At 67.1% G+C, this 22,161-nt stretch carries 22 protein-coding genes; 9 read left to right on the top strand and 13 right to left on the bottom strand.

Annotated elements, in window-relative coordinates:
* Positions 1–75 precede the first annotated feature (75 nt).
* Positions 76–1,368, top strand: a complete 1,293-nt coding sequence (locus HWX14_RS19050; RefSeq protein WP_175883976.1) for an MFS transporter — start codon at positions 76–78, stop codon at positions 1,366–1,368.
* Between the two features lie 82 nt (positions 1,369–1,450).
* Here the strand turns inward: HWX14_RS19050 and HWX14_RS19045 are convergent, their stop codons facing one another.
* Entirely contained in the window at positions 1,451–2,554 is a 1,104-nt protein-coding gene (locus HWX14_RS19045) for a LacI family DNA-binding transcriptional regulator (protein WP_175883975.1), read from the bottom strand.
* 71 nt (positions 2,555–2,625) lie between these two features.
* On the opposite strand from HWX14_RS19045, the gene HWX14_RS19040 reads away from it, so the two are divergent.
* Complete coding sequence (locus HWX14_RS19040) at positions 2,626–3,462, top strand: NAD(P)-dependent oxidoreductase (RefSeq protein ID WP_175883974.1); 837 nt, start codon at positions 2,626–2,628, stop codon at positions 3,460–3,462.
* A gap of 28 nt (positions 3,463–3,490) precedes the next feature.
* Here HWX14_RS19040 and HWX14_RS19035 read toward each other — a convergent pair whose 3' ends face one another.
* The gene (locus HWX14_RS19035; protein WP_175883973.1) at positions 3,491–3,811 is read right to left on the bottom strand and encodes a DUF1330 domain-containing protein; all 321 of its coding nucleotides are present in this window, start codon (positions 3,809–3,811) and stop codon (positions 3,491–3,493) included.
* Positions 3,812–4,001: 190 nt separating this feature from the next.
* Complete coding sequence (locus tag HWX14_RS19030; protein WP_175883972.1) at positions 4,002–4,460, bottom strand: MerR family transcriptional regulator; 459 nt, start codon at positions 4,458–4,460, stop codon at positions 4,002–4,004.
* Between the two features lie 77 nt (positions 4,461–4,537).
* On the opposite strand from HWX14_RS19030, the gene HWX14_RS19025 reads away from it, so the two are divergent.
* Complete coding sequence (locus HWX14_RS19025; RefSeq protein ID WP_175883971.1) at positions 4,538–5,770, top strand: NADH:flavin oxidoreductase/NADH oxidase family protein; 1,233 nt, start codon at positions 4,538–4,540, stop codon at positions 5,768–5,770.
* 82 nt (positions 5,771–5,852) lie between these two features.
* On the opposite strand, the gene HWX14_RS19020 is transcribed toward HWX14_RS19025, so the two are convergent.
* From HWX14_RS19020 to HWX14_RS19000, 5 genes are all read right to left on the bottom strand, one after another.
* Positions 5,853–7,976: a TonB-dependent receptor gene (locus HWX14_RS19020; protein ID WP_175883970.1), complete on the bottom strand. Its 2,124-nt coding sequence runs from the start codon at positions 7,974–7,976 to the stop codon at positions 5,853–5,855.
* Between the two features lie 40 nt (positions 7,977–8,016).
* Positions 8,017–9,492: a PepSY domain-containing protein gene (locus tag HWX14_RS19015; RefSeq protein WP_175883969.1), complete on the bottom strand. Its 1,476-nt coding sequence runs from the start codon at positions 9,490–9,492 to the stop codon at positions 8,017–8,019.
* Positions 9,493–9,733: 241 nt separating this feature from the next.
* Positions 9,734–10,219 (bottom strand): hypothetical protein, encoded by a 486-nt coding sequence (locus tag HWX14_RS19010; protein ID WP_175883968.1) that lies wholly within the window; start codon positions 10,217–10,219, stop codon positions 9,734–9,736.
* Positions 10,220–10,281: 62 nt separating this feature from the next.
* The gene (locus tag HWX14_RS19005; protein ID WP_175884618.1) at positions 10,282–10,503 is read right to left on the bottom strand and encodes a hypothetical protein; all 222 of its coding nucleotides are present in this window, start codon (positions 10,501–10,503) and stop codon (positions 10,282–10,284) included.
* An 88-nt stretch (positions 10,504–10,591) separates the two neighbouring features.
* Positions 10,592–10,915 carry a DNA-binding protein gene (locus HWX14_RS19000; RefSeq protein WP_175883967.1) on the bottom strand — a complete coding sequence of 108 codons (324 nt, stop codon included), beginning with the start codon at positions 10,913–10,915 and terminating at the stop codon, positions 10,592–10,594.
* Between the two features lie 145 nt (positions 10,916–11,060).
* On the opposite strand from HWX14_RS19000, the gene HWX14_RS18995 reads away from it, so the two are divergent.
* Together HWX14_RS18995 and HWX14_RS18990 are read left to right on the top strand one after the other, a co-directional pair.
* Positions 11,061–11,210 (top strand): hypothetical protein, encoded by a 150-nt coding sequence (locus HWX14_RS18995; RefSeq protein WP_175883966.1) that lies wholly within the window; start codon positions 11,061–11,063, stop codon positions 11,208–11,210.
* A 298-nt stretch (positions 11,211–11,508) separates the two neighbouring features.
* Positions 11,509–11,889, top strand: a complete 381-nt coding sequence (locus HWX14_RS18990; RefSeq protein ID WP_175883965.1) for a LysE family transporter — start codon at positions 11,509–11,511, stop codon at positions 11,887–11,889.
* Between the two features lie 71 nt (positions 11,890–11,960).
* On the opposite strand, the gene HWX14_RS18985 is transcribed toward HWX14_RS18990, so the two are convergent.
* Positions 11,961–13,589 (bottom strand): NADP-dependent glyceraldehyde-3-phosphate dehydrogenase, encoded by a 1,629-nt coding sequence (locus tag HWX14_RS18985; RefSeq protein WP_175883964.1) that lies wholly within the window; start codon positions 13,587–13,589, stop codon positions 11,961–11,963.
* A gap of 931 nt (positions 13,590–14,520) precedes the next feature.
* Between HWX14_RS18985 and HWX14_RS18980 the strand changes: the two genes are divergently transcribed.
* Both HWX14_RS18980 and HWX14_RS18975 read left to right on the top strand, forming a co-directional pair.
* Positions 14,521–16,650 (top strand): TonB-dependent siderophore receptor, encoded by a 2,130-nt coding sequence (locus tag HWX14_RS18980; RefSeq protein WP_175883963.1) that lies wholly within the window; start codon positions 14,521–14,523, stop codon positions 16,648–16,650.
* 33 nt (positions 16,651–16,683) lie between these two features.
* Entirely contained in the window at positions 16,684–16,824 is a 141-nt protein-coding gene (locus HWX14_RS18975; RefSeq protein WP_175883962.1) for a hypothetical protein, read from the top strand.
* A 19-nt stretch (positions 16,825–16,843) separates the two neighbouring features.
* On the opposite strand, the gene HWX14_RS18970 is transcribed toward HWX14_RS18975, so the two are convergent.
* Entirely contained in the window at positions 16,844–17,791 is a 948-nt protein-coding gene (locus HWX14_RS18970) for a LysR family transcriptional regulator (RefSeq protein ID WP_175883961.1), read from the bottom strand.
* A 224-nt stretch (positions 17,792–18,015) separates the two neighbouring features.
* On the opposite strand from HWX14_RS18970, the gene HWX14_RS18965 reads away from it, so the two are divergent.
* Positions 18,016–19,044, top strand: coding sequence for a DUF1338 domain-containing protein (locus HWX14_RS18965; protein ID WP_175883960.1), 1,029 nt, complete (start codon positions 18,016–18,018; stop codon positions 19,042–19,044).
* A 238-nt stretch (positions 19,045–19,282) separates the two neighbouring features.
* Here the strand turns inward: HWX14_RS18965 and HWX14_RS18960 are convergent, their stop codons facing one another.
* The 3 genes from HWX14_RS18960 to HWX14_RS18950 all read right to left on the bottom strand — a co-directional run bounded on the left by HWX14_RS18960 (position 19,283) and on the right by HWX14_RS18950 (position 20,136).
* Entirely contained in the window at positions 19,283–19,480 is a 198-nt protein-coding gene (locus tag HWX14_RS18960) for a CsbD family protein (RefSeq protein ID WP_006479804.1), read from the bottom strand.
* 56 nt (positions 19,481–19,536) lie between these two features.
* The gene (locus tag HWX14_RS18955) at positions 19,537–19,887 is read right to left on the bottom strand and encodes a BON domain-containing protein (RefSeq protein ID WP_175883959.1); all 351 of its coding nucleotides are present in this window, start codon (positions 19,885–19,887) and stop codon (positions 19,537–19,539) included.
* A gap of 84 nt (positions 19,888–19,971) precedes the next feature.
* Positions 19,972–20,136, bottom strand: coding sequence for a hypothetical protein (locus HWX14_RS18950; protein ID WP_162838130.1), 165 nt, complete (start codon positions 20,134–20,136; stop codon positions 19,972–19,974).
* Between the two features lie 397 nt (positions 20,137–20,533).
* Between HWX14_RS18950 and HWX14_RS18945 the strand changes: the two genes are divergently transcribed.
* On the top strand, positions 20,534–22,066 hold the full coding sequence (locus HWX14_RS18945; RefSeq protein ID WP_175883958.1) for a helix-turn-helix transcriptional regulator: 1,533 nt from the start codon (positions 20,534–20,536) through the stop codon (positions 22,064–22,066).
* Positions 22,067–22,161 lie beyond the last annotated feature (95 nt).

Raw genomic sequence — 22,161 nt, 5'->3', positions numbered from 1 at the left:
GTTCGCCCCGGCGCCGGTCGCCGGTCAACGAACTTCGTGCGGCGCGACGGGCGCGACCGCACATCGGAGACATTCATGCAATCTGCCGTCGTCGGCGCCGTGCGCGCGGCCGCCAGCCGCTACCGCTGGACCGTGTGTGCGCTGCTGTTTTTCGCGACCGTCATCAATTACATGGATCGGCAGATCCTCGGCCTGCTCGCGCCGATGCTCCAGCACGACATCGGCTGGAGCCAGGTGCAGTACGGCCGTATCGTGATGGCGTTTTCGGCGTTCTATGCGCTGGGCCTGCTCGGCTTCGGGCGCATCGTCGACTGGCTCGGCACGCGCGTGTCGTACGCGGTGGCGATGCTGGTATGGAGCATCGCCGCGATGCTGCACGCGGCGGTCGGCTCGGTGACGGGCTTCGCGGCCGTGCGCGCGCTGCTCGGGATCGGCGAAGGCGGCAACTTCCCGGCCGCGATCAAGACGACGGCCGAATGGTTTCCGCGTCGCGAACGCGCGCTCGCGACCGGCATCTTCAACTCGGGCGCGAACATCGGCGCGGTGTTCGCGCCGGCGATCATCCCGGCGATCGCGGTGGCCTACGGCTGGCGCGCGGCGTTCGTGATCATCGGCGCGATCGGCATCGTGTGGCTCGCGGTGTGGCTGGTGATGTATCGCACGGCCGACACGCGCGCGCTCGCCGCGGAATACGACGAGCCGCGCGACGAAGCCGAAGCGCTCGACGCGGCGAACGCGAATGCCGGCGCGCCGCGCTGGGGCGAACTGATCCGCAAGCGCGAGACGTGGGCCTTCCTGATCGGCAAGTTCCTGACCGATCCGGTGTGGTGGTTCTATCTGTTCTGGCTGCCGAAGTGGCTGAACGAATCGCGCGGAATGGACATGCAGCACATCGGTTTGCCGCTCGTCTGCATCTATGCGCTGACGACGGTCGGCAGCATCGGCGGCGGCTGGCTGTCGTCGATGCTGCTGCGCGCGGGCTGGAGCGTGAACCGGGCGCGCAAGACGGCGATGCTGATCTGCGCATGCTGCGTGCTGCCGATCGCGTTCGTGTCGCAGGTGCAGAGCCTGTGGATCGCGGTGCTGATCGTCGGCCTCGCCGCCGCCGCGCACCAGGGCTGGTCGGCGAACCTGTTCACGACCGCGTCCGACCTGTTCCCGCGCCGCGCGGTCGCGTCGGTGGTCGGCATCGGCGGGATGGCCGGCTCGATCGGCGGCGTGCTGTTCTCGGAAGTGATCGGCCAGGTGCTGCAGCGCACCGGCCACTACTGGGTGCTGTTCGCGATCGGCGCGTCGGCCTACCTGATCGCGCTGGCCGTGATGCACGTGCTCACGCCGAAGATGAAGCCCGCGAAACTCGATGCGTGATCGCGTATCGGCAAGCGACAACGCCGCCCTTCACTTGGGCGGCGTTTTTTTGCGTTCGGGAAAGTGACGCGTCGCGACCGCGTCAGCCGGCCGACGCCGTCGACGCGCGCATGATCAACCGCGGCTCGAACGTCGAATAGCTCGCGTCGGTGCGCCCGGCGAGCGCGTCGATCAGCTTCTGCATCGCGAGCTCGCCCATGTTCTCGCTCTGGATGTCGACGGTCGTCAGCGCGGGCGCCGCGTATGCGCCGTACGGCACGTTGTCGATGCCGGCGACCGACACGTCCTGCGGCAGCCGGAAGCCGAGCGAGGCGGCCTCCTTCATGAAGCCGAGCGCGATCAGGTCGTTGTAGCAGATCACGGCCTGCGGACGCTGCGGCCCGAGCATCACGCGCGAGCACGCACGCTCGCCGGCCTCGGCGGTCGGCGCGTGCGCGTCGTGCACGTCGAGCGTGAGTCCCGCTTCGGCGAGGCAGTCGCGCGCGCCCTGGATCCGTTCGTCGTTCACGCGCGCGGTGCCGAAGCCGAGATACGCGATGCGCGTGTGGCCGAGATTGAGCAGATGGCGCGCGAGCATGTAGGTCGACAGCCGGTTGTCGATGCCGACGCTCGGAATCGGCAGGCCGGGGCTGCGGCGCAGCAGCACGAGCGGCTTGTTGAGGTCGAGCATCCAGCCGGCTTCGTCGTCGGGCATCCGCGTGCTGACGATCAGCCCGTCGACGCGCTGCGCGAGCGCCTCGATCAGCGAGCGTTCGCGCGCCTGGCTTTCTTCGGTATCGACGAGCAGCAGCGTGTAGTCGTGCTGCAGCGCGACGCGGTTCGCGCCTTTCACGACGTTCGTGAAGTGCGGGTTGCTGATGTCGAGGATCACGAGGCCGATGGTGCGCGTGCGGCCGGTGATCATCGAGCGCGCGAGCGGGTTCGAACGGTAGCCGAGCCGCTCGATGGCCTCCTTCAGCCGTGCCTCGACGGTCGGCGAGAAGCGCTGCGTGCCGTTCACGTACTTCGATACCGTCGCGACCGACACGCCGGCTTCCGCGGCCACGTCGCGGATCGTCGAGGAAACTTTTTTCATTCGAAGGGTAACGTTTTCGTTCGATAACGCCCGATTGTGGCAGAAAAAGCCGGCGCGCAGACCGCCGCCGATATCGGGAAAGTGCGGAGGGTTGCGAGCAGATTCGACCATTGACGCTCGGCGCCGCGTCCGCGTATAGTTGGAAAACGTTTTCCGCTTTAGGTCAGATCCAAGGAGATTCGATGAACGCCTCATCCACCGCCGCGCGCAAACCGTTCGGCCGCCTGCTGCTGACGGGCGCGGCCGGCAACCTCGGCCGCCAGTTGCGCGGCGCGCTCGCCGACTGGGCCGACGTCGTGCGCGTCAGCGACATCGCGGCGCTGGACGACGCGGCCGCGCATGAAGAAATCCGCGTGGTCGATCTGGCCGACCGGCCGGCCGTGATGGATCTCGTCGACGGCGTGGACGCGATCGTCCACCTCGGCGGCATTTCGGTCGATGCGCCGTTCGACGATCTGGTCGGCGCGAACATCACCGGCACGTACAACCTGTACGAAGCCGCGCGCAAGCACGGCGTGAAGCGCGTCGTGTTCGCGAGCTCGAACCATGCGATCGGGTTTCATCCGGTCACCGAGGTGCTCGACGCCGATGCGCCGCTGCGCCCCGACAGCCTGTACGGCGTGACGAAGTGCTTCGGCGAATCGCTGTCGCGCTATTACTTCGACCGCTTCGGGATCGAGACGGTGTGCCTGCGGATCGGCTCGTCGTTCGAGGTGCCGAAGAATCCGCGCATGCTCGTCACGTTCCTCAGCTATCGCGACTTCATCGAGCTCGTGCGCTGCTCGCTGCTGACGAACCGCGTCGGGCACGCGATCGTCTACGGCGCGTCGGACAACCCGGTGAAGTGGTGGGACAACACGAAGGTCGGCTTCCTCGGCTTCCGCCCGCGCGACAGCTCCGAGCAGTTCGCCGGGCTGTTCCCGGTGACGGCGCCGACCGCCGAGTACGACGATCCCGCGCAGCGGTTCCAGGGTGGTGGGTTCGTCGTCGGCGAGCCGATGGAGCGGAAGGCGTCGTAAGCGTCGGCGGCGTTGCCTGCGTCAAGCCTCAACGCAGAATGTCGGTCGCCTTGTGCCGCTCGTCGACGCCGTCGATCAGGATCAACGGGCCGCTCGCGTGCCGTGCGCGCAGCGGCTGGATCTGCCGATACGCATCCGATTCGTACCACGCGCGTGCCGTGTCGAGATCCGGAAACGCGATCGCGATCAGGTCGCCGTGCCACACGCCTTCGCGTACCTCCGGCCGTGCGCCGTGAATCATGAAATGGCCGTCGTACGGCGCAAGCGTGCCGTCGATGCGTTCGAGGTATTCGACGATGTCGTCGCACATGTCGACGTCGAGCAGGTGGGCGATGGCATAGGCGGTCATGGCGGGCTCCTTGGCGTGATGCGGTGCGTGAGTCGATGGAGCCATGATCGCGGCGCGGGCGGCGCGCGTCGATTACCTGCGACGTAAGCAAATCCGGACAACTGCACCGCATCGTGTTTCAGTCCGCGGCGCGCATCGATCAATGGACGGCGCCGCGCAATCCCGCATCACACTCCCGCAGCACACTCCATCACGCCCGCTTGCGCGCCGGCCGCACGACGGGCGCCGGCTCCAGCGGCTCGGCGGCCTGCTCGCACAGCCGGTCGAGCATCCGCTGCGCGGCGCCCGCGCAATCCTCGCCGGCCGGCTTGTTCTCGATCTCGTCGATCAGCGTTTCCAGATGCTGCCGGTTCTGCGCGAGACGCCGTTCGAGCAGCGCGATTTCGTCGACCTTGTGCCGCAGCGCGACCAGCAGTTCGTCGTGCGGCCATGCGCCGAGATCGGGCGGCAGCACCGCGCGGATCTCGTCGAGCGAGAAGCCCGCGCACTGCGCGCGGTCGATGATCGCGAGCCGCGTCAACGCTTCCGGCCCGTATTCCCGATAGCCGTTCGCCTGCCGGCGGGCCGGTTCGAGCAGGCCGCTCGCTTCGTAGAAGCGGATGCGCGACGCCGCGAGGCCGCTCGCCTTCGCCAGTTCGCCGATTTTCATGGGGGCTCCAAAAGGGCTTGACCTTAAAGTTGACTTTAAAGTTATCGTGGGCCATCGTCAATCGAGGATCTCCCACCATGACTCTGTTTGCGCCCCTCACACTGCCCAACGGGGCGGTGATTCCGAACCGTCTGGCCAAGGCCGCGATGGAAGAAAACATGGCCGATGCGGACCACGCGCCGTCCGATGCGTTGCTGCGCCTGTACCAGGCGTGGGCCGACGGTCAGGCCGGCCTGATCCTGACCGGCAACGTGATGGTGGACGGCCGCGCGATGACAGGGCCGAACGGCGTCGTGCTCGAAAGCGACGCGCATCTCGACCGTTTCCGCCGCTGGGCGCAGATCGCGCGCTCGAACGGCGCGCACGTGTGGATGCAGATCAATCACCCGGGGCGCCAGATGCAGGCGGCGCTCGGCCAGACGACGCTTGCGCCGTCGGCCGTGCCGCTCGCGCTCGGTGCGCTGTCGAAGCAGTTCCCGGTGCCGAAGGAAATGACGGCAGCCGATATCGCCGACGTGCAGCAGCGCTTCGTGCGCGCCGCGCAGCTCGCGGAGCAAAGCGGCTTCACCGGCGTGCAGGTGCACGCGGCGCACGGCTATCTGCTGAGCCAGTTCCTGTCGCCGCTGACGAACCGCCGGCAGGATCAGTGGGGCGGCAGCATCGAGAATCGCGCGCGCCTGCTGCTCGATATCGTGAAGGCGGTGCGCGCGGCTGTGTCGCCGGCCTTCGTCGTCGCGGTGAAGCTGAACTCGGCCGATTTCCAGCGCGGCGGCTTCAGCGCGGATGACGCGAAGCGCGTGGTCGAACTGCTGAATCCGCTCGGCGTCGATCTCGTCGAACTGTCGGGCGGCAGCTATGAAGTGCCGGCGATGCAGGGCGAGGCGCGCGACGGCCGCACGCTGGCGCGCGAAGCGTATTTCCTCGAATTCGCGCACGACATCACCGCCGTCGCGCGGATGCCGCTGATGGTCACGGGCGGCATCCGCCGCCGTGCGGTGGCCGAGCAGGTGGTGAACAGCGGCGTCGCGATGGTCGGTATCGCGACCGCGCTGTCGATCGACCCGAACCTGCCGCGCGACTGGCGCGCCGGCAAGGACAGCGCGCCGGTGCTGCAGCCGATCCGCTGGAAGAACAAGGCGCTGGGCGCGCTGGCGAACATGGCCGTCGTCAAGTTCCAGCTTGCGCGGTTGAGCGAAGGGCGCCGTACGCATCCGCAGGTGTCGCCGTTGCGCGCGCTGGTGGGCCAGCAACTGGCCGCGCAGTGTCAGACGCGACGCTACCGAAAGTGGATGGCGGGCCCGCGTGCGTGACGGGTTGTTTCGGGTAGGCAGCGGCGAGACCGGACACTGACCGACCCGCCGCCGCGCACGCGTTGCGCGACGGCGCGCCGCATCAGAACCGGTAGTTCGCCAGCACTTCGAACCGCCGGTCGTTGCCGAGCAGATACTGCGTCTCGTTGTAGTACGCGGACTGCACGTAGCGGCGATTGAACACGTTGTACGCGCGGGCGGTGATCGTCATGTCCTTGCGCGGCTTCCACGCGAGGCCGAGGTCGACGGTCGTGTACGACGGCATCACGAGCTGGTTCGCGGTATCGGCGAACCGCTTGCCGACGTACTTGACGCCCGCGATGCCCGTCCAGTCCGGCGCGAAGCGCCAGCTCACCCACAGGTTCGCGAGCCGCTGCGGCACCGACACCGGCACGTTGCCCGCGCGCGACACGGTCGTGCCGCCGGACGATTGCTGGAAATCGTCGTATTTCGCGCGCAGGATCGACACGTTCGCATCGACGCGCCAGTCCTTCGCGAGCTCCGCGCCGACCGTCGCCTCCAGCCCGCGCGACGACTGCTGGCCGACCTGGATCGACTGGTTCGGGTTCACCGGGTCGGCCGTCAGCAGGTTGCTCTTCACGATCCGGTACGCGGCGAGCGTCCATTCGGCCTTGCCGTCGAGGAACGACTGCTTCACGCCGATCTCGATCTGCCGGCCGGTCGCGAGCGTGAAGTTCGCCTTCGACGCATTCAGCGACAGCAGCGAGCTAACGGGATCGGCCGCGACCGAATACTGGCCGTACACGGCGAGGCCGGGCCGCACGTCGTACACGGTGCCGATGCGCCAGCCGGTATTCGCGAACACCTTCGTGAACGCGCCGCCGTTCACGAGATCGTCGCGGTTCACGCTCGCATGGTCGTAGCGCAGCCCGCCGATCACCGACCAGCGCGACGTGATCTCGAGCCGGTTCTCCGCGAACAGCGCGTACTGGTTCGACTGGCTGCGGTACTTCGGAAACGTGCCGGCCGTGTTGATGAAACTGCCCGGGTCGAAGTTGAACGGATCGACGGTCGACGTGCCCGAATACGGCGAGTTGTTGTCGTGCTGGAACGTCGTGTGGTTGAACTCGACGCCCGCCGAAAACGTGTTGCGCATGCCGAGCAGCGCGCCGCCGACGGTGGCCGTCGTCACGTTGCCGTATTGCTCCTGGTCGTGAAAAATTTCCGTATAGCTGCTGCGGCGTACCTGCGCGCTCGACGGCAGGTACGTGTAGTACTCCGCATCCTTCCAGTGACGGTTGCTCTTCATCCGGTACAGCGTGCTCGTCACGTTCAGGCTGTCGCTCGGCTGCCAGTTCGCCGAGACGGTGGCCCAGCTGTCGCGGAACGCGATGTCGGCGTCGCCGACGTTGTAGTTCTGCTTGTCGAGCGCGCGATCGCGCGCACCGTTGACGAGCGGCACGCCGAAATACTGCATCGGATGCATGAAGCCCTGCGCGTACGATGCCGTCACGTACAGGTCGGGCGTCACGTCGTAGCGCAGCGCGCCGGACACCGACAGGTTGCGCGAATCGCCGCGATCGACCCAGTTCGACGCGCGGTTGCCGCTGATGTCGAAGCGGTACGACAACTTGTCGTTGATCGCGCCGCCGCTGCCGAACGCGGCGCGCGCGGTGCCTTCGGTGCCGCCGCCGATTTGCAGCTCGTTGCGGATCGGCGTGCGCGTCGGCTTCTTCGGGACGATGTTGACCACGCCGCCGATCGCGCCTTCGCCGTAGATCACCGAAGCGGGGCCGCGCAGCACGTCGATATGGTCGACCGACCACGTGTCGAACGGGAACGTGACGCCGATCGCGCCGTACGGGCGCACGCCGTCGTAGAGCTGCGTGACCGACGACGCGCCGACGAAACCGCGAGCGGCGAGCTCCGAGTTGCCGTTGCCGGGATGCGGCGACGCGCTGATGCCGGCGGCGCGGCTCACGGCGTCGATGATCGAACTGTCGCCGCGCGTGTCGAGTGTCGCGCGGTTGAGTTGCTCGACGCCCGCGGGCGTTTCGAGCGACGACAGCCCGAGATGGCTGCCGGTGTCGAGCGGTTGCGTCAGCGCGGGCGCTTTCTGCGCGTCAACGCGAATCGGGGCGAGCGTGGCGCCGGCGCTGTCGACACTACTTTCTTGTGCTTGTGCCTGCCCGGCCGGCGACAGCGCCGCGAGCACGGCAGCAGGCAGCATCAATCTGAACTTCATTTTTTTGGTTTCCTTCGAATGGGGGAAGCGCTTGCGTCGATCACGCCGCGGCGCGAGCCGCGCGGCCGAACAGCAGCCGGTCGAGCAACCAGACCGCGACGATCGTCAGCCCCATCAGCGGGAACACGATGCCGAGCAGCACGAGCCCGGCGATCCAGCCGCGCATCGACGGCGTGCCGCGTTCGCGCGACGGTGCGCCCAGCGTCCGGGCCGGGCGGCGCTTCCACCACATCACGGTGCCCGTGACGGCCATCGCGGCCAGCCCGAGCGACAGCACCGCGCAAATGATCTGGTTCGCGAGCCCGAAATAACGGCCCATGTGCAGCGACGTGCCGTACGACACCGCTTTCGATACCGCGCCGTAGTCGCCATAGCGGATGTCCTTCAGTACCGCGCCGCTGTACTGGTCGACGTAGATCGTGCGTTCGGCCTTCGGGTCGGCCGGAAAGTACGACGCGGTGAACACGCCGTCCGCGCCGGACGGCAGCGCGAGCGTGTAGCCGCTCGTCACGCCGAGGCCGGCGACGATCGCGATCGCACGGGCCAGCGGCAGCGGCGCGGGCGTCGGCGCGGACGGCGAATGCGGGACGGGCACGTTGCCGACCGCCCACGGCGTTTGCGGCAACGGCAGGTCGTCCATCACCATCCCCGGCATCGATTCGCCGGCATCGTGGTGATGGCCGGACGGCGCGGCGGCCTGCGCAGGCGCACGTGCAGTGTCGGGCGTCGCGGCGGCGCCCGGGCGCGTCGAGCGCACCGACGCACCGCCCCACGCGCCTTCCGGCGCGCCGAGGTTCACGGTCGCGGCGAGCGCCTTGAAGTTCTTGCCCCACGAGCCCGACCACGGCAACCCGGACAGGATGAACGCGACCGTGCCGGCCGCGAGCCAGATGCCGGCCGTCGCGTGAAGGCTCTTCCACAGCGGCCGCCCGCGCAGCGACAGGTCGGGCCGCAGCGCGTGCCCGACGCGTGCCGCGCCGCGCGGCCACCACAGCGCGATGCCGGTGCCGATCATCACGAAGGTCCAGCAGGCGGCGAGCTCCATCAGCAACTCGCCGGTCTTGCCGAGCAGCAGCTTGCGATGCAGCATCCGGTCGACTTGCATGAAGCGGTTCTCGACGCTCAGCGTGCCGAGCACGCTGCCGTCGTACGGGTTCACGTACACGCTCTCGCGGCTGCCGTCGCGCAACCGGAACACGTACTCGGCGCTGCGGTCGGGCGCGGTGGCGACCTGCACGGAAACCGGCGTCGCGCCGGCCGGCATCGCGGTGCGGGCGCGGGCGAGCAGCGTGTCGGCATCGAGCCGCGGCGTCGCGCGCGGTTCGACGACGAGCCGGTGCGGATACAGCAGCGGCTCGATCTGCGGCTGGAAGCAATAGAGTGTGCCCGTGATCGCGAGGATCACGAGGAACGGCATCACGAACAGGCCGGCATAGAAATGCCAGCGCCAGAGCGTCCGGTAACCGGCGCTGGCGGGACGGGCGGGCGAGAGGGCCCGATCGACGGTGGTCGACATGGTGTAACTCCTCGGGTTCGTCGAGCGGCACGGCCGGTGCGGGCCGGCCGCCGTCAACGTGCGTCGCACCCGCGTGCGTGCGTCGGCGCAGCAGGCGGCGCGGCACGCTGCGCAAACGGGGCGCAGGGCGGCGTCGCCCGCGCGAAGCGGGCAGGCGGGTGAACGCGTGAATCAGGTCGGGTGAAACGAACGGCGTGAACGCGCATGCACGTCGACGTGCCTGCGCTACAGGGCGGAACGTTCAGCAGAACCGGGGAGGCGCGCGGGAAGGCGGGCGATCGTCGAATATCGATCGCACGAAGGGAGGACTGTCGAAATGAACGCGGAACCGCCGCGGCGCCGCTGCGGGAAACAGCAGCACCAGCAGCACGAACGACGCGAGCGCGGTGAACAGCGCGGCGCCGAATGCGCACAGGCTGTCGCCGTTGCCGGAGGACGCCGCCTTGTCGGCGTGCGCGTCATGCTTGAGCGCATCGACGAGCGCGCGCGCATCGTTGGCCGGCGTGATCGGCGCGCGCGCGTCGAAGCGGGCGGCCAGTGCGGCCCCGGCGACGATCAGCGGGCCGCGACCCGAACACAGCACCACCGAGCCCGCATCCGGACCGTCCGGATCGAGCATCACGGCGCCCGACATCAGCGCGCGGGACAGCAGCGTCACGAGGAGTAACCCCCACAGCAACTGTCGCGCGACGCCTGGCCGGAGCAGGAAGCGGCGAAGTGCGTTCATGGCGCGCGATTGTACCTCCGTTTGCGCGGAGGGGCAGGCGGGCCGTGCGTGTGCGGGTTAAGTCAGGAGGAACTGGAGCCGATGCGCTGTTCGTCTTCGGTTTCGTCGTCGTCGGCCAGCAGATCGGAAAGATCGGCCGGCGACAGTCGCCTCATCACGCGTTCGGTGTCGCGATCGTAGCGACGATCGTTTGGATCGAGATGCTTCTGTGCGTTGCGCCCGTATTGCTTTACGAAGAGGCCGAGTTCGCCGGCCAGCCGGGATGGGCGATTTCCGATGCGCATGCGCACAGGTTAACCGGCGTGCTCGCGAAGCGTGAAAGGCCGGCGTTGCCGCGACGGCCATACGCGGCTCCCGATCCGTTGCGCCGGCTCACACCGGATACGCATCGTCGACCTTCAGGTTCGCGAGCCGGAACAGCGTGCGCAGCGTCTGCGGATGAATGTCGCGGTGCGAGGCGAGCGACGTCAGCATGAAGTCGAGCACTTTCGCATAGCGGAGCAGCACGAGGCAGCGCGCGAGATCCGGCGTGCGGCCGCGCATGTCTTCGGCGAGCGTGACCATTTGCGTCGACAGCGTGCGCGCCATCTCGAGTTCCATCTGCTGTTTTTCGGTCCAGTCGGGCAGCGGCTGTTCGAGCACCTTCGCGAGGAAGAGCTGGAACGACGAATCGGACGAGTTGGGCTGCGCATCCATGGAGAGCCTCGTTGCGTGTGCATATCGTACGGGCGGATCCGTGGAGCGCCCGAGGGTGAATTCATGTCCGCGCGTTATCGCGCGCGGCTTCTGCCCCGAACGGAATGCAGGTTCCGTACCAGCGCCGCCGGACGATTGTTGAGGAATGTTGAGCCGCGATCCGGCATCGGGCGGCGAGTCCCGTCGGGACTGGATCGCGCAGGTGGTGGAGGAGGGTGTCTATGGGCGGGAGGCAAGCGGTGTCGAGCGCCCGACGCGGCGCGACGACGCGAAATGCTTCACGGATGTAACGTAACGCGGGCATCCGGCGCGTCGCGCGTTTATGCCGGCGAACGGCCGGAACGACGTGTGCGGTGCGCTTCGGCCACGCCCGCCGTGCGTCCGGCGGCGGACACCGGCCGCAAGGAGCACGCGTCGCCGCATCGCGCGAACCGGCGGCGAATGCACCGGTTGTTTCAAAACAGAGACAGTTCGGCACGCGGCGACCGGTTGCATGTTCACGCAACCTGGCCCAGCGATTGACCGCGCAATTGTGCATGGGCAGACGGCGCAGGTTTGCCAACCATCTCCGAATTATCCCTGCGAGGTTCGACATGAGCGTCCATACCTTCTTCTCCGCCAACCTGCTGCTCGCCTACACCGCCTATTTCATCGGCACGGCCAGCCCCGGGCCGAGCAATCTCGCGATCATGTCGATCGCGGCGACGCAGTGCCGCAAGGCGGCGCTCGTGTTCGCGCTCGGTGTGATTTCGGGGTCGATATTCTGGGCGACGGTCGCGGCGCTCGGCGTATCGGCCGCGCTGCTCGCGTGGTCGAAGCTGCTGGTCGCGATCAAGGTGTTCGGCGGCTATGCGCTGGTGTTCTCGATGGACGGTGCGCGCCGGCTGTACGTGCGCGGCCGGCGCGCGATGGAAGCGTGCCTGGCCGTCGTGTTCGGCGTGGCGGGCGCTCGGCTGCTGGTGACGAACGTCTAGCGGGGGGCGTGCCGGAAACCCTCCGCCGCACCGGCGTGCGACGGAGGCTCCGGCACCCAATCAAGCCGGCTTCAGAAAATGAAGCCCGTATTGATGAACTTCGAGTGGTGATCCGACACGATCGAGTCGAGCAGTTGCTTGCTGCTGTCGGTCTGCTTCGCCGCGACCATCGAGCGGATCGAGAACGCGCGCAGCGCGTCGCTCACCGACAGCGTGCCTTCCGCCGAATCCTTGCGGCCCGCGAACGGGAACACGTCGGGCCCGCGCTGGCACTGGCAGTTGATGTTCACGCGGCACACCTGGTTCACGAGCGGATCGACGAGCGCGCCGATCTGCGCCGGATCGGAACCGAAGATGCTGACCTGCTGGCCGTGGTCCGACGTCGTCACGTAGTCGAGCGCGGTTTCCACGTCGTCGAACGGCGCGACCGGAATGATCGGCCCGAACTGCTCCTCGCGGTACAGCTTCATCCCTTCGGACACCGGATACACGACGGCCGGGTAGAACAGCGTCTTGCTGAATTCGCCGCCCTGATGGTTGACGACCTGCGCACCCTTGGCCTTCGCGTCGTCGATCGCGTCGGTCATGTACGCGGTGCGATGCATGCCCGGCAGCGGCGTGATGCTGACGCCCTTTTCCCACGGCATGCCGATCTTCAGCTGTTCGAGCGCGGCGGTGAAGCGCTTCAGGAATTCGTCGACGATCGAGCGGTGCACGAGCAGCATCTTCAGCGCGGTACAGCGCTGGCCGTTGAACGACAGCGCGCCGAGCAGGCACTCCTTCACGGTGAGGTCGAGATCGGCGTCGGGCAGCACGATCGCCGCGTTCTTCGCGTCGAGGCCGAGGATCGCGCGCAGCCGGTGCGACTTCGGGTGCTGCTTCTTCAGGTGATCGGCCACCTTGCTCGAGCCGATCAGCGCGAGCACGTTGATCTTGCCCGACGCGAGCATGTGCGGCACGACCACCGCGCCCGGCGCGTAGATCGTGTTGATCACGCCCTTCGGGAACGCGTCGCGGAACGCTTCGAGCAGCGGCTCGAACAGCAGCGTGCCGTACTGAGGCGGCTTGAACACCACGGTGTTGCCCATCAGCAGCGCGGGGATCAGCGTCGCGAAGGTTTCGTTCAGCGGATAGTTGTACGGGCCCATGCACAGCACGACGCCGAGCGGCGTGCGGCGGATCTGGCCGATCGTGCCTTCCGCGATCACGAAGCGCGAGTTCGCGTTGTCGAGTTCCTTCAGCGCGTCGATCGTCTGCGTCATGTACGTGACGGTGCGGTCGAACTCCTTCTGCGAATCGGCGAGGCTCTTGCCGATCTCCCACATGATCAGGTTCACGACGAGTTCGCGCTGCGCGACCATCCGCTTGATGAAGTCCTGCATGCACGCGATGCGCTGCTCGACCTTCATCGTCGGCCATTCGCCGCGGCCGGCGTCGTACGCGCGCACCGCGGCGTCGAGCGCCGCGTCGCTTTCCGTTTCGCCCATCACCGGGTAGCTGCCGATCTCGACCTGCTCGACGCTGCCGTCCGCCTGCCGCACGCACACGGGCGACAGCACGGTCTTGGTCGCACCGTCCCACGGTCGCAATGCGCCGTCGACAAGCGACACGCGCTGGTGAATCGGCGAAGCGAGCCGGAATTCGGCGGGGATGTCCTGTAACGCGGGAAACAGATGCTGCAGGGAGGCGGAATCGGGCATGACGGTCTCGTTTGACGGGGTGTCCGGGAAGGACGGGCGATGCGAATCCTGAGTCGGATGATTCTCGATCCTGAATCGGCATCATGACGCGCACGCGACGGCTCGTCACGCGAGAACATGGCCGATTCAACGAATGGAACCAGTTCCATTTAAAAGGAACGCCGCGATGAATGCAACCTGGGTGCTATCGCGGCGAAATGACCGTAAGCATTTGGAAAGACTGTTTCCAAATCGCCGATATAACAGCCTGGGTGCAACCGCAAACGTTTTACTTCGGCGGAATTGAGCGGATAATGGCCCGACGCGGTGAGGAAAAAAATGCAGTGAACCTGAGAGCAGACGTAGTGAAGAACAGAAGAAGATCCGCCGCGCCGCCGATACGAGGTCGGCTGCCCGGAGCGCCGGGTCGGGGTTGCCCGGTCCGGCGCACACCGGACCATTGAATCCGTCCCGCCTGCTTCTCCTGATCCTTCGTGATCCTCTCCAGCTTCTCCGTCGTCCTGTCCCGAATCCCGCCTTTTACCGATCGTTGCCGCATCAGGCGACCGACCAAATTCTTTCGTTTCCATTACGTCCAAGCCGCTCAATCGCTTGAAATAGAAAGGCATTCGTCAGGAATGCAGAGCGCAATACGCATTCACGTTGCGGGCAGGCGACACGACGAAAATTAATTAAAAACACGAATCATTCTCGTTTATTATTTCGCCGCATTACGAGCCGTGACGGGGCGTCACGGCTTTTTTCGTGCCGGTTACGCCGGCCGGCAGCGATCCGCGCCGGCCGTTCGTCCGCCGGCCGGCGCGGCGGGGCGATCCTCCACGCGCGTCGTCGTCTTTGCGCAAAGGGCTGCGTCGGCTGATTCGCCGCGTGACATGCGCGCGTGCCGGCGTGCCCTCGTTCGCCGTTTTCTTCACCCTCTTCTACGTTCACGATGAAACTCAACACGAGCGCGTGCCATGCGCTTCTGATCGCCACGTCGCTGGCCGGCGCCCGCACTTCGTTTGCGCAGGCGGCCGACGCCGCGGCGACCCTGCCCGCGATTTCCGTCAACGCGGCCGCCGAGCATGCGTCGTACGACGGCGGCCATTCGCGCGCGGCGACCAAGACCGACATGTCGCTGATGGACGTGCCGCAGACCGTGAACGTCGTGCCGCACGCGGTGATCGAGGATCAGAACGCGACGTCGCTGCAGGACGCATTGCGCAACGTGCCGGGCGTCGGCTTCTCGGTCGGCGACGGCCAGCGCGACCAGATCACGATCCGCGGCTTCAACAGCATCACGGACCAGTACGTCGACGGCATTCGCGACGACGCGCTGTACTACCGCGACCTGTCGAACGTCGATCGCGTGGAGGTGCTGAAGGGGCCGGCGGCCGTGCTGTACGGGCGCGGCTCGGCGGGCGGCATCGTGAATCGCGTGCTGAAGCGGCCGCAGGCGAACCCGGTGAACGACGTCGGCGTAACGCTCGGCACGCGCGGCGAGCGGCGCGGCGAATTCGACCTCGGCTGGAACGCGAACGACGCGGCGCGGTTTCGCATCACCGGCGCGGCCGAGAATTCGAACAGCTTCCGCGACCAGTTCCAGCTCAACCGGCAGGCGATCGCGCCGTCCGCGCAGTTCAAGCTCGACAGCGACACGGTGCTGAACGTCGAATTCGACTACCTGCACGACCGCCGCACGTCCGACCAGGGGCTGCCCGCGTATCGCGGCCGGCCGGTCGACGTGCCGATCAACACGTACTACGGGTCGGCCGACGGGGTGAACAGTTCGTACAACGACGTCTCCGCGAAAAGCGCGACGGTGTCGCTCGATCACCGCTTCAACGATTCGCTGTCGTTCCACGGCGCGATCCGCGCGTACGACTTCTCGCTCGAGCGGAAGAACTACGTGACGTACGAGCCGATCAAGACCGCCGCGCACCCGGTCGTGACGCTCGACCAGTCGACGCGCCAGCGTACCGATCACGGCATCGACGGGCTGTTCGAGCTCACGCAGAAGACGTCGCTGTTCGGCATGCGCCACGAGCTGCTGTACGGGCTCGAACTGTCGCAGCAGCAGAAGTTCGACACGATCTACAGCGTGACGAAGGTCGCGACCTACGATCTCTTCAATCCGCAGGCCGTCGTCTTGCCCGGTGTGCCGATCGGCACGCGCGCGAAGACGAACGCGTCGACCGTCGTCGGGCTCGCGGGCGTCTATGCACAGGACCTGATCTCGCTGACCGAGCACTGGAAGGTGCTCGCCGGCCTGCGCTTCGACTACCTGAACCAGATCCGCCACGACTACACGTCGTCGAACGTCAATCTCGACCGTACCGACCACGCGTGGAGCCCGCGCGTCGGCCTGATCTACGAACCGCTCGACTGGCTCACGCTGTACGGGTCGTTCAGCCAGTCGTTCTCGCCGCTGGCCGACACGCTGATCAGTTCCGGCGCGTTCTCGAACGGCGCCGCGCTCGCGCCGCAGAAGACCACCGCGTATGAAGTCGGCTCGCGTTTCGACCTCGGCGGCAAGGCGACGGCCAGCGTCGCGCTGTTCGACATGCGCCAGACCAACCAGCAGATCGGCGACCCGGCGAATCCCGGCTATGCGCTGCCGATCGGCACGCAGCACGTGCGCGGGATGGAGCTGGGCTTCACCGGCGAGATCGCGCCGAAGTGGTCGGTGTATGCGGGTTACGCGTACCTGAACGGCACGGTCGATGGTTCCGCGCAATCGACGGCGGCCGGCCTCGCGGTGTCGAGCAACACGCCGGGGCTGATGCCGCGCCACAGCGCGAACCTGTGGCTCAAGCGCGAGCTGCCGTACGGCTTCTATGCGGCGGCCGGCATGCAGTTCCAGTCGGCGCGCTACACGTCGGCGAGCGATCTCGTCACGCTGCCGTCGTTCACGGTGTTCAACCTGGGCGCCGGCTATCGCAGCAAGAAGGTCGACGTGACGCTCACGCTCGACAACCTGTTCAATCGCCGCTACTTCATCGCCGCGCACGGCAACGCGGACCTGTACAACATGCCCGGCGATCCGCGCACGCTGACCGCCACGGTGAAGTGGCACATGTAACGCACGCGGCGCGCGACGGTGCGGGTCTTCGTCATGATGATCCGCACCTCGCTGCCCATGATCGGCAACGCGCTTGATGTGCCGAGCATGACCGGCCGCGCCCGCGCGCTGCTGGTAAAGATCGTTTCAGCCGACGCGCCGGCGCGGCACGTATCCAACGCCGCTACGCGATGACGCCGGCGCGACGGCGCGGTTACTCGACGTCCTCGTCGTCTTCCTCATCGGCGTTGTTCTCTGCGAGCTCCGGCGCCGCATACGCGCTCGCCTGTTCGAGCAGCCAGCTGCGGAACGATTCCAGCGGCTTGCTGTGGCTGAACTCCGTCGGATACACGAGGTAGTACGCCGAATCGCCGACGGTTGCCGCATCGCACGGCACGACGAGCCCGAGCTGCTGCAACTGTTCCTCGACGAAGAACTTCGGCACGAGCGCGACGCCGAGCCCGGCCGCGGCCGCGCTGATCAGCATCGTATGCAGCTCGTAGCGCACGCCCTGCATCGTGCGGATGTCCTCGACGCCGTGCGTCTCGAACCACTGCGCCCATGCGCCGGGGCGCGTCGTCGAGTGCAGCAGCGGATACGCGAGCAGATCCTCGACGCGCTCGACCGGCCCGTTCAGCAGCGCGGGCGAGCAGATCGGCACGACTTCCTCGCCGAACAGGTAGTCGGACGACGTGCCGGGCCAGGTCGGCTTGCCGTAGTGGATCGCGGCTTCGAAGTGCGTGTCCTCGAACGAGAACAGGTCGGTGCGGCTGCCCATGTTCACGCGCACGTCGGGCGTGCGATCGTAGAAGCTCTTGATGCGCGGGATCAGCCAGTGCGACGCGAAGGTCGGCAGCACCGCGAGTTCCAGGTAGCCGCCGCCGCTGCCGTGCGCGATGATCGACAGCGTGTCGCGGTCGAGCGATTCCAGCGCGCGTCGCACCTGCGTGCCGTACAGCTTGCCGGCGCGCGTCAGCACGACGCGCTGCTTCACGCGTGCGAACAGCCGCACGCCGAGGCTCGCCTCCAGCGTCGCGATCTGCCGCGACACCGCGCTTTCGGTCAGGAACAGCTCCTTGGCCGCGTGCGTGAAGCTCTCGTGGCGGGCGGCGGCTTCGAAAGCCACGAGCGCGCCCATGTTGGGGATCTTGAATTTGCGCATGATGCTCGATTTGTCTGATGAACGGACCCGTGCGGCCCCGGGGTGAAGCGCCCGCGAGGAGCGGTCGATAATTCCAAAAACTCATCACGTATCAATTTAATCTCGCTTTACGCCCCGCCGCAACCCTTTGAATAATGCTTCCCGTGCAAGGTCAGGCGCCCGCGGGCGGCCGGCCGACGCGTTGCCGGCACGTTTTGCCGGCGGGTCCCGACACGAGAATCCTGATGCGCAATCCGAATATCGACAGCCTGCTGACGAAGCTGCTGGGACAGGCGAAGACCGATGCCCTGTTCTCGACCCTGAACATGCCGGCCATCCTCGAAGAATGGGAAGACGGCGTCGTGACGCGCGCGGAAATCGCGCAGGCGATGAACATGGCGCTGTTCGAAGGGCTGCTCGAGCGTTCGGCGAACGGCCGCGCGTACACGGCCGACGCGATCGAAAGCGGCGGCTCGGTCCATTTCGACCACGGCGCGCTGCGCACGGTGCGCTGGCCGCACACGGGCGCGCTGCCGCCGGGCGAGGCCGCGTTCACGCGCATCCTGCGCCCGCTCGGCTTCCGCCTGAACGGCCGTTACCCGCTCGACAAGCTCGGCATGACCGGCCGCGCGTATGCGCATGAAGACGCGCCGGACGAAATCGCGCAGTTCTTCGTCAGCGAACTGCATCCGGAGCGTTTCTCGAAGGAATTCCAGCAGGCCGTGACGCACGTCGTCAGCTCGTCGCGCGATCCGCTGTCGCCGGCGGCCGTCGCGCTGCTGTGGGAAGTCGAGCGCGAAGGCTGGCTGTCGCTGGAAGCCGCGCACGCGCTGCTGCCGGAAATCGTCGGCGCGTTCGCGCGCCAGCACGATGTGCCGAACGAACTCGACTACGAGATGCTGCTGATGGAATCGGCGGAAATGGCGTGGATCGCGACCGAAGGCAACGCGTTCAATCACGCGACCGACCGCGTCGCCGACGTGTTCAAGCTGTCCGACGACGAGAAGGCGAAGGGCCGGCCGATGAAGCCGGAAGTCGAGCGCTCGCGCTCGGGCCGCGTGTTCCAGACGGCCTATCGCGCCGATACCGTCGAGCGCGAGTTCCGTACCCGCGACGGCGGCACGGTGAAGCGCAACGTGCCGGGTTCGTTCTACGAGTTCATCACGCGCAAGCGCACGTTCGACCAGGCGTCGCGTCGCTGGGTGACCGACCTGCGCTTCGACGCGGGCAACGCGCAGGGCATCTTCAAGATGACGGCGAACGCGGCGAAGTAAGCGCGACGCGTCACGTACCGCACGCAAAAGAGAAGGGCCGGCGGCTGGTTTCAGCCGTCGGCCCGTTTTCATTGACGACGCGTCGCGTGCATCAGAAGAGGTGCGTGATCAGATAAAACAGCACCAGCAGCCCGATCGGTACGCCGAGCAGCCAGGCGATCAGGTATTTGCCCATGTCGTTGTCCTCCTCGTGGCCGCGACGCGGCGCGCGTCGCGGCGGGGTGAAACGACCTGCGCGTTACAGCTCGCGGTCGAATTCCTTCAACTGCTTCTCGGCTTCGTCGCGGGCGATCCCGTAACGCTCCTGGATCTTGCCGGCCAGATAATCGCGATTGCCTTCCGCGACCTGGAGATCGTCGTCGGTCAGCTTGCCCCACTTGGCCTTCAGCTTGCCGGTGAGCTGCTTCCACTGGCCCTTGATCTTGTCTTCGTTCATGGTGTGCTCCTGGTGTAAGGGGAGAAAAGTGCGGCGGTCGGCCGCCGCGTGGTAGCTCAGGCCTTCGCCTTCAGGCCGGACGAGTCGACGTGCTTCACGCCCTTGATCGCGCGCGTCACGGCGATGGCCTTCTTCACGGCGGTCTTGGTCGGGAGCACGCCCGTCAGCGTGACGACGCCGTCCACCGTCTTCACGCTGACGTCGGTGCTTTCCACGCCCTTGGTGGTCGCGAGTTCGCTCTTCACCTTGGTCGTGATCCACGTGTCGGTGACAGGCTGATTCGATTCGCTCGCCATGCCGCTGTCGGTCGACGAGGCCTGGGCGTGCACGTTCGTGAGCGGGGCGGCGGAAAGCAGGAAGGCCGCGCTGACGGCGAGCAGTGTCGAAAGGTGCGAGGTCTTGTTCATTGATGTTCTCCTTCGATTGGCGGGTTGAATCAATCAGTGGGTGAGCACGGATCGTTCCCGTGCAGGCCGATGCGCGCCTGGGGCTCAGCGGGCGATCGGCGTGTCGTAGCCGGGCTCGCGCGGCGGCATGTCCGGGCGCGGCACGTCGGGCGGCAGCGGCACCGGCGGATCGGTGCCGGGCGCCGGTTCGGGTGGATGGTCAGGGGCCGGCTCGGGCCGCGTCGGATCGGGTGTCTGTTGCAATTTCATCCGGATGTCCTCCTCTGCGGTATGAAAGGGCAGCGCATGAGCGCCGATGCAGTACCAGCGTACCGACGCGAACGCGAGCGGACATCGCGCAAATTCACCTGATCGGCTAGTGCGTTTGCACCGGGGGACGGAACGCACGGCCGGGCACGCGACGTGCACCATGACCCGGGCAACGCGGTGTGGCGGGTGCGCGGGCCGCATCGCACCGTTCGGCGGGGCGCCGCACGAAATGCAGGCGGCGTACGAATGTACTATTTGAGATAGTGCATCCGCGCCTGTCGCGCCGTTGCGCCGCACGTGATCATCGCCGCACTCGCCGGCCGGCGCGTCACGCTGCAACGGGCGCCCGGGCCGTGCGCTGTTGACCGCTCATGTAGACGACAGGGACAACGAATCGATGAACGAACCAGTAGACGAACAGGTGCTCAAGTCGCATACCGACCGGCGCCAGTTGCACCAGATCATCGCGGGGCTGACGGAGGGCGTGATCCTGATCGAGCCCGACCAGCGGATCGTCTGGGCGAATGAGGCCGCGCTCGCGATGCACGGCGTGACCGAGCTGAAGGCGCTCGGCGCGGACGTCACCGAATACCGCGAGCGATTCCGGCTGCGCTACCGGAACAACCATCCGGTGCGCGACGGCCACTATCCGATGGATCGCGTGATCGCCGGCGAGGAGTTCAGCGACGTGACGGTCGAGGTCGAATCGGCCGCCGACGAGTCGGTGAGCTGGGTGCACCGCATCCGCAGCCTCGTGCTGACGAACGCGGCCGGCGCACCCGACTGCCTTGCGCTCGTGCTGCACGACGCGACCGAATGGGCGAGCGCCGAGGAACGCTTCGAGCGCACCTTCAACGCGAATCCCGCACCGGCCGTGATCTGCCGGCTCGACGACTTGCGTTACGTGAAGGTCAACCAGGGCTTTCTCGACATGACGGGCCACGCGCGCGATGACGTGCTCGGCCGCTCGGTATACGAGATCGACGTGCTCGAACAGGCCGAGCGGCGCGAGCTGGCGATCGAGCGGCTCGGCGAAGGCGCGACGATCCCGCAGATGGAAGCCGTGCTGAAACTGGCCGACGGCAGCACCAAGGCGGTGGTCGTCGCCGGGCAGCCGATCGACATGAACGGCGAGGCGTGCATGCTGTTCACGTTCATGGATCTCGAGCCGCGCAAGCAGGCCGAGCGCGCGCTGATGCAAAGCGAGGAACGCTTCGCGACGGCCTTCCGGATGGCGCCGGTCGCGATGGCGATCGTCACGGCCGACCGTTTCGAGCTGCTCGACGTGAACGACGCGTTTGCCGCGATGACGGGCCACGCGCAGGCCGACCTGCTCGGCAAATCCGCGGACGAGATCGGGCTGTGGGCCGAACGCGGCGTATGGCCGCGCATCGAAGGCCGGCTCGCGCGCGACGGCAACGTGCGCAACGCGGACGTGCAGATCCGCACGCGCGACGGCGACGTGCGCGATTGCGTCGTGTCGGCCGACCCCGTCGCGATCCACGGGCGCGACTGCCTGCTCGTCGCGCTGCTCGACATCAGCGACCGCAAGCGCACCGAGATGGAGCTCGTCTATGCGATCGAGACCGCGATGCAGGATGCGTCGTGGTTCAGCCGCACGCTGATCGAGAAGCTCGCGAACGTGCGGCGCGCGAATGCGCCGGATGCGGGCGCGCAGCTGTCCGACCTGACCGCGCGCGAGCGCGACGTGTTCGACCTGCTGTGTCATGGGCTGGCCGACAAGGAGATCGCCGGGCGCCTCGGGCTGGCGCCGAACACCGTGCGCAATCACGTCGCGACGATCTACGCGAAGCTCGACGTGCACAGCCGCGGCGAGGCGATCGTGTGGGCGCGCGAGCGCGGGATCGTCGGCGCGGCCGAAGCGAACGGCGCGCGCGGCGACAAGGGCGGCGCGAAGGGCAAGGACTGAACATACAAGCGCGGCGGTACGAATGCACCATGCCGATTGGTGCATCCGCATCTACCTGTCGCGGCGCCCGCTTGCGAACCTGTCCACTCGGCGGT

The sequence above is a fragment of the Burkholderia sp. BCC0044 genome, assembly GCF_902832955.1.
Lineage (GTDB): Bacteria > Pseudomonadota > Gammaproteobacteria > Burkholderiales > Burkholderiaceae > Burkholderia.
Note: the sequence above shows the minus strand (reverse complement) of the source record. Positions and strands in the feature narration are given on the sequence as shown.

Excerpts from the sequence above, each read along its gene's own strand:
- HWX14_RS19050 (WP_175883976.1), top strand. The coding sequence starts at position 76 with ATGCAATCTGCCGTCGTCGGCGCCGTGCGCGCGGCCGCCAGCCGCTAC.
- HWX14_RS19045 (WP_175883975.1), bottom strand. The coding sequence starts at position 2,554 with ATGGTCGAATCTGCTCGCAACCCTCCGCACTTTCCCGATATCGGCGGC.
- HWX14_RS19040 (WP_175883974.1), top strand. The coding sequence starts at position 2,626 with ATGAACGCCTCATCCACCGCCGCGCGCAAACCGTTCGGCCGCCTGCTG.
- HWX14_RS19035 (WP_175883973.1), bottom strand. The coding sequence starts at position 3,811 with ATGACCGCCTATGCCATCGCCCACCTGCTCGACGTCGACATGTGCGAC.
- HWX14_RS19030 (WP_175883972.1), bottom strand. The coding sequence starts at position 4,460 with ATGAAAATCGGCGAACTGGCGAAGGCGAGCGGCCTCGCGGCGTCGCGC.
- HWX14_RS19025 (WP_175883971.1), top strand. The coding sequence starts at position 4,538 with ATGACTCTGTTTGCGCCCCTCACACTGCCCAACGGGGCGGTGATTCCG.
- HWX14_RS19020 (WP_175883970.1), bottom strand. The coding sequence starts at position 7,976 with ATGAAGTTCAGATTGATGCTGCCTGCTGCCGTGCTCGCGGCGCTGTCG.
- HWX14_RS19015 (WP_175883969.1), bottom strand. The coding sequence starts at position 9,492 with ATGTCGACCACCGTCGATCGGGCCCTCTCGCCCGCCCGTCCCGCCAGC.
- HWX14_RS19010 (WP_175883968.1), bottom strand. The coding sequence starts at position 10,219 with ATGAACGCACTTCGCCGCTTCCTGCTCCGGCCAGGCGTCGCGCGACAG.
- HWX14_RS19005 (WP_175884618.1), bottom strand. The coding sequence starts at position 10,503 with ATGCGCATCGGAAATCGCCCATCCCGGCTGGCCGGCGAACTCGGCCTC.
- HWX14_RS19000 (WP_175883967.1), bottom strand. The coding sequence starts at position 10,915 with ATGGATGCGCAGCCCAACTCGTCCGATTCGTCGTTCCAGCTCTTCCTC.
- HWX14_RS18995 (WP_175883966.1), top strand. The coding sequence starts at position 11,061 with ATGTTGAGCCGCGATCCGGCATCGGGCGGCGAGTCCCGTCGGGACTGG.
- HWX14_RS18990 (WP_175883965.1), top strand. The coding sequence starts at position 11,509 with ATGAGCGTCCATACCTTCTTCTCCGCCAACCTGCTGCTCGCCTACACC.
- HWX14_RS18985 (WP_175883964.1), bottom strand. The coding sequence starts at position 13,589 with ATGCCCGATTCCGCCTCCCTGCAGCATCTGTTTCCCGCGTTACAGGAC.
- HWX14_RS18980 (WP_175883963.1), top strand. The coding sequence starts at position 14,521 with ATGAAACTCAACACGAGCGCGTGCCATGCGCTTCTGATCGCCACGTCG.
- HWX14_RS18975 (WP_175883962.1), top strand. The coding sequence starts at position 16,684 with ATGATGATCCGCACCTCGCTGCCCATGATCGGCAACGCGCTTGATGTG.
- HWX14_RS18970 (WP_175883961.1), bottom strand. The coding sequence starts at position 17,791 with ATGCGCAAATTCAAGATCCCCAACATGGGCGCGCTCGTGGCTTTCGAA.
- HWX14_RS18965 (WP_175883960.1), top strand. The coding sequence starts at position 18,016 with ATGCGCAATCCGAATATCGACAGCCTGCTGACGAAGCTGCTGGGACAG.
- HWX14_RS18960 (WP_006479804.1), bottom strand. The coding sequence starts at position 19,480 with ATGAACGAAGACAAGATCAAGGGCCAGTGGAAGCAGCTCACCGGCAAG.
- HWX14_RS18955 (WP_175883959.1), bottom strand. The coding sequence starts at position 19,887 with ATGAACAAGACCTCGCACCTTTCGACACTGCTCGCCGTCAGCGCGGCC.
- HWX14_RS18950 (WP_162838130.1), bottom strand. The coding sequence starts at position 20,136 with ATGAAATTGCAACAGACACCCGATCCGACGCGGCCCGAGCCGGCCCCT.
- HWX14_RS18945 (WP_175883958.1), top strand. The coding sequence starts at position 20,534 with ATGAACGAACCAGTAGACGAACAGGTGCTCAAGTCGCATACCGACCGG.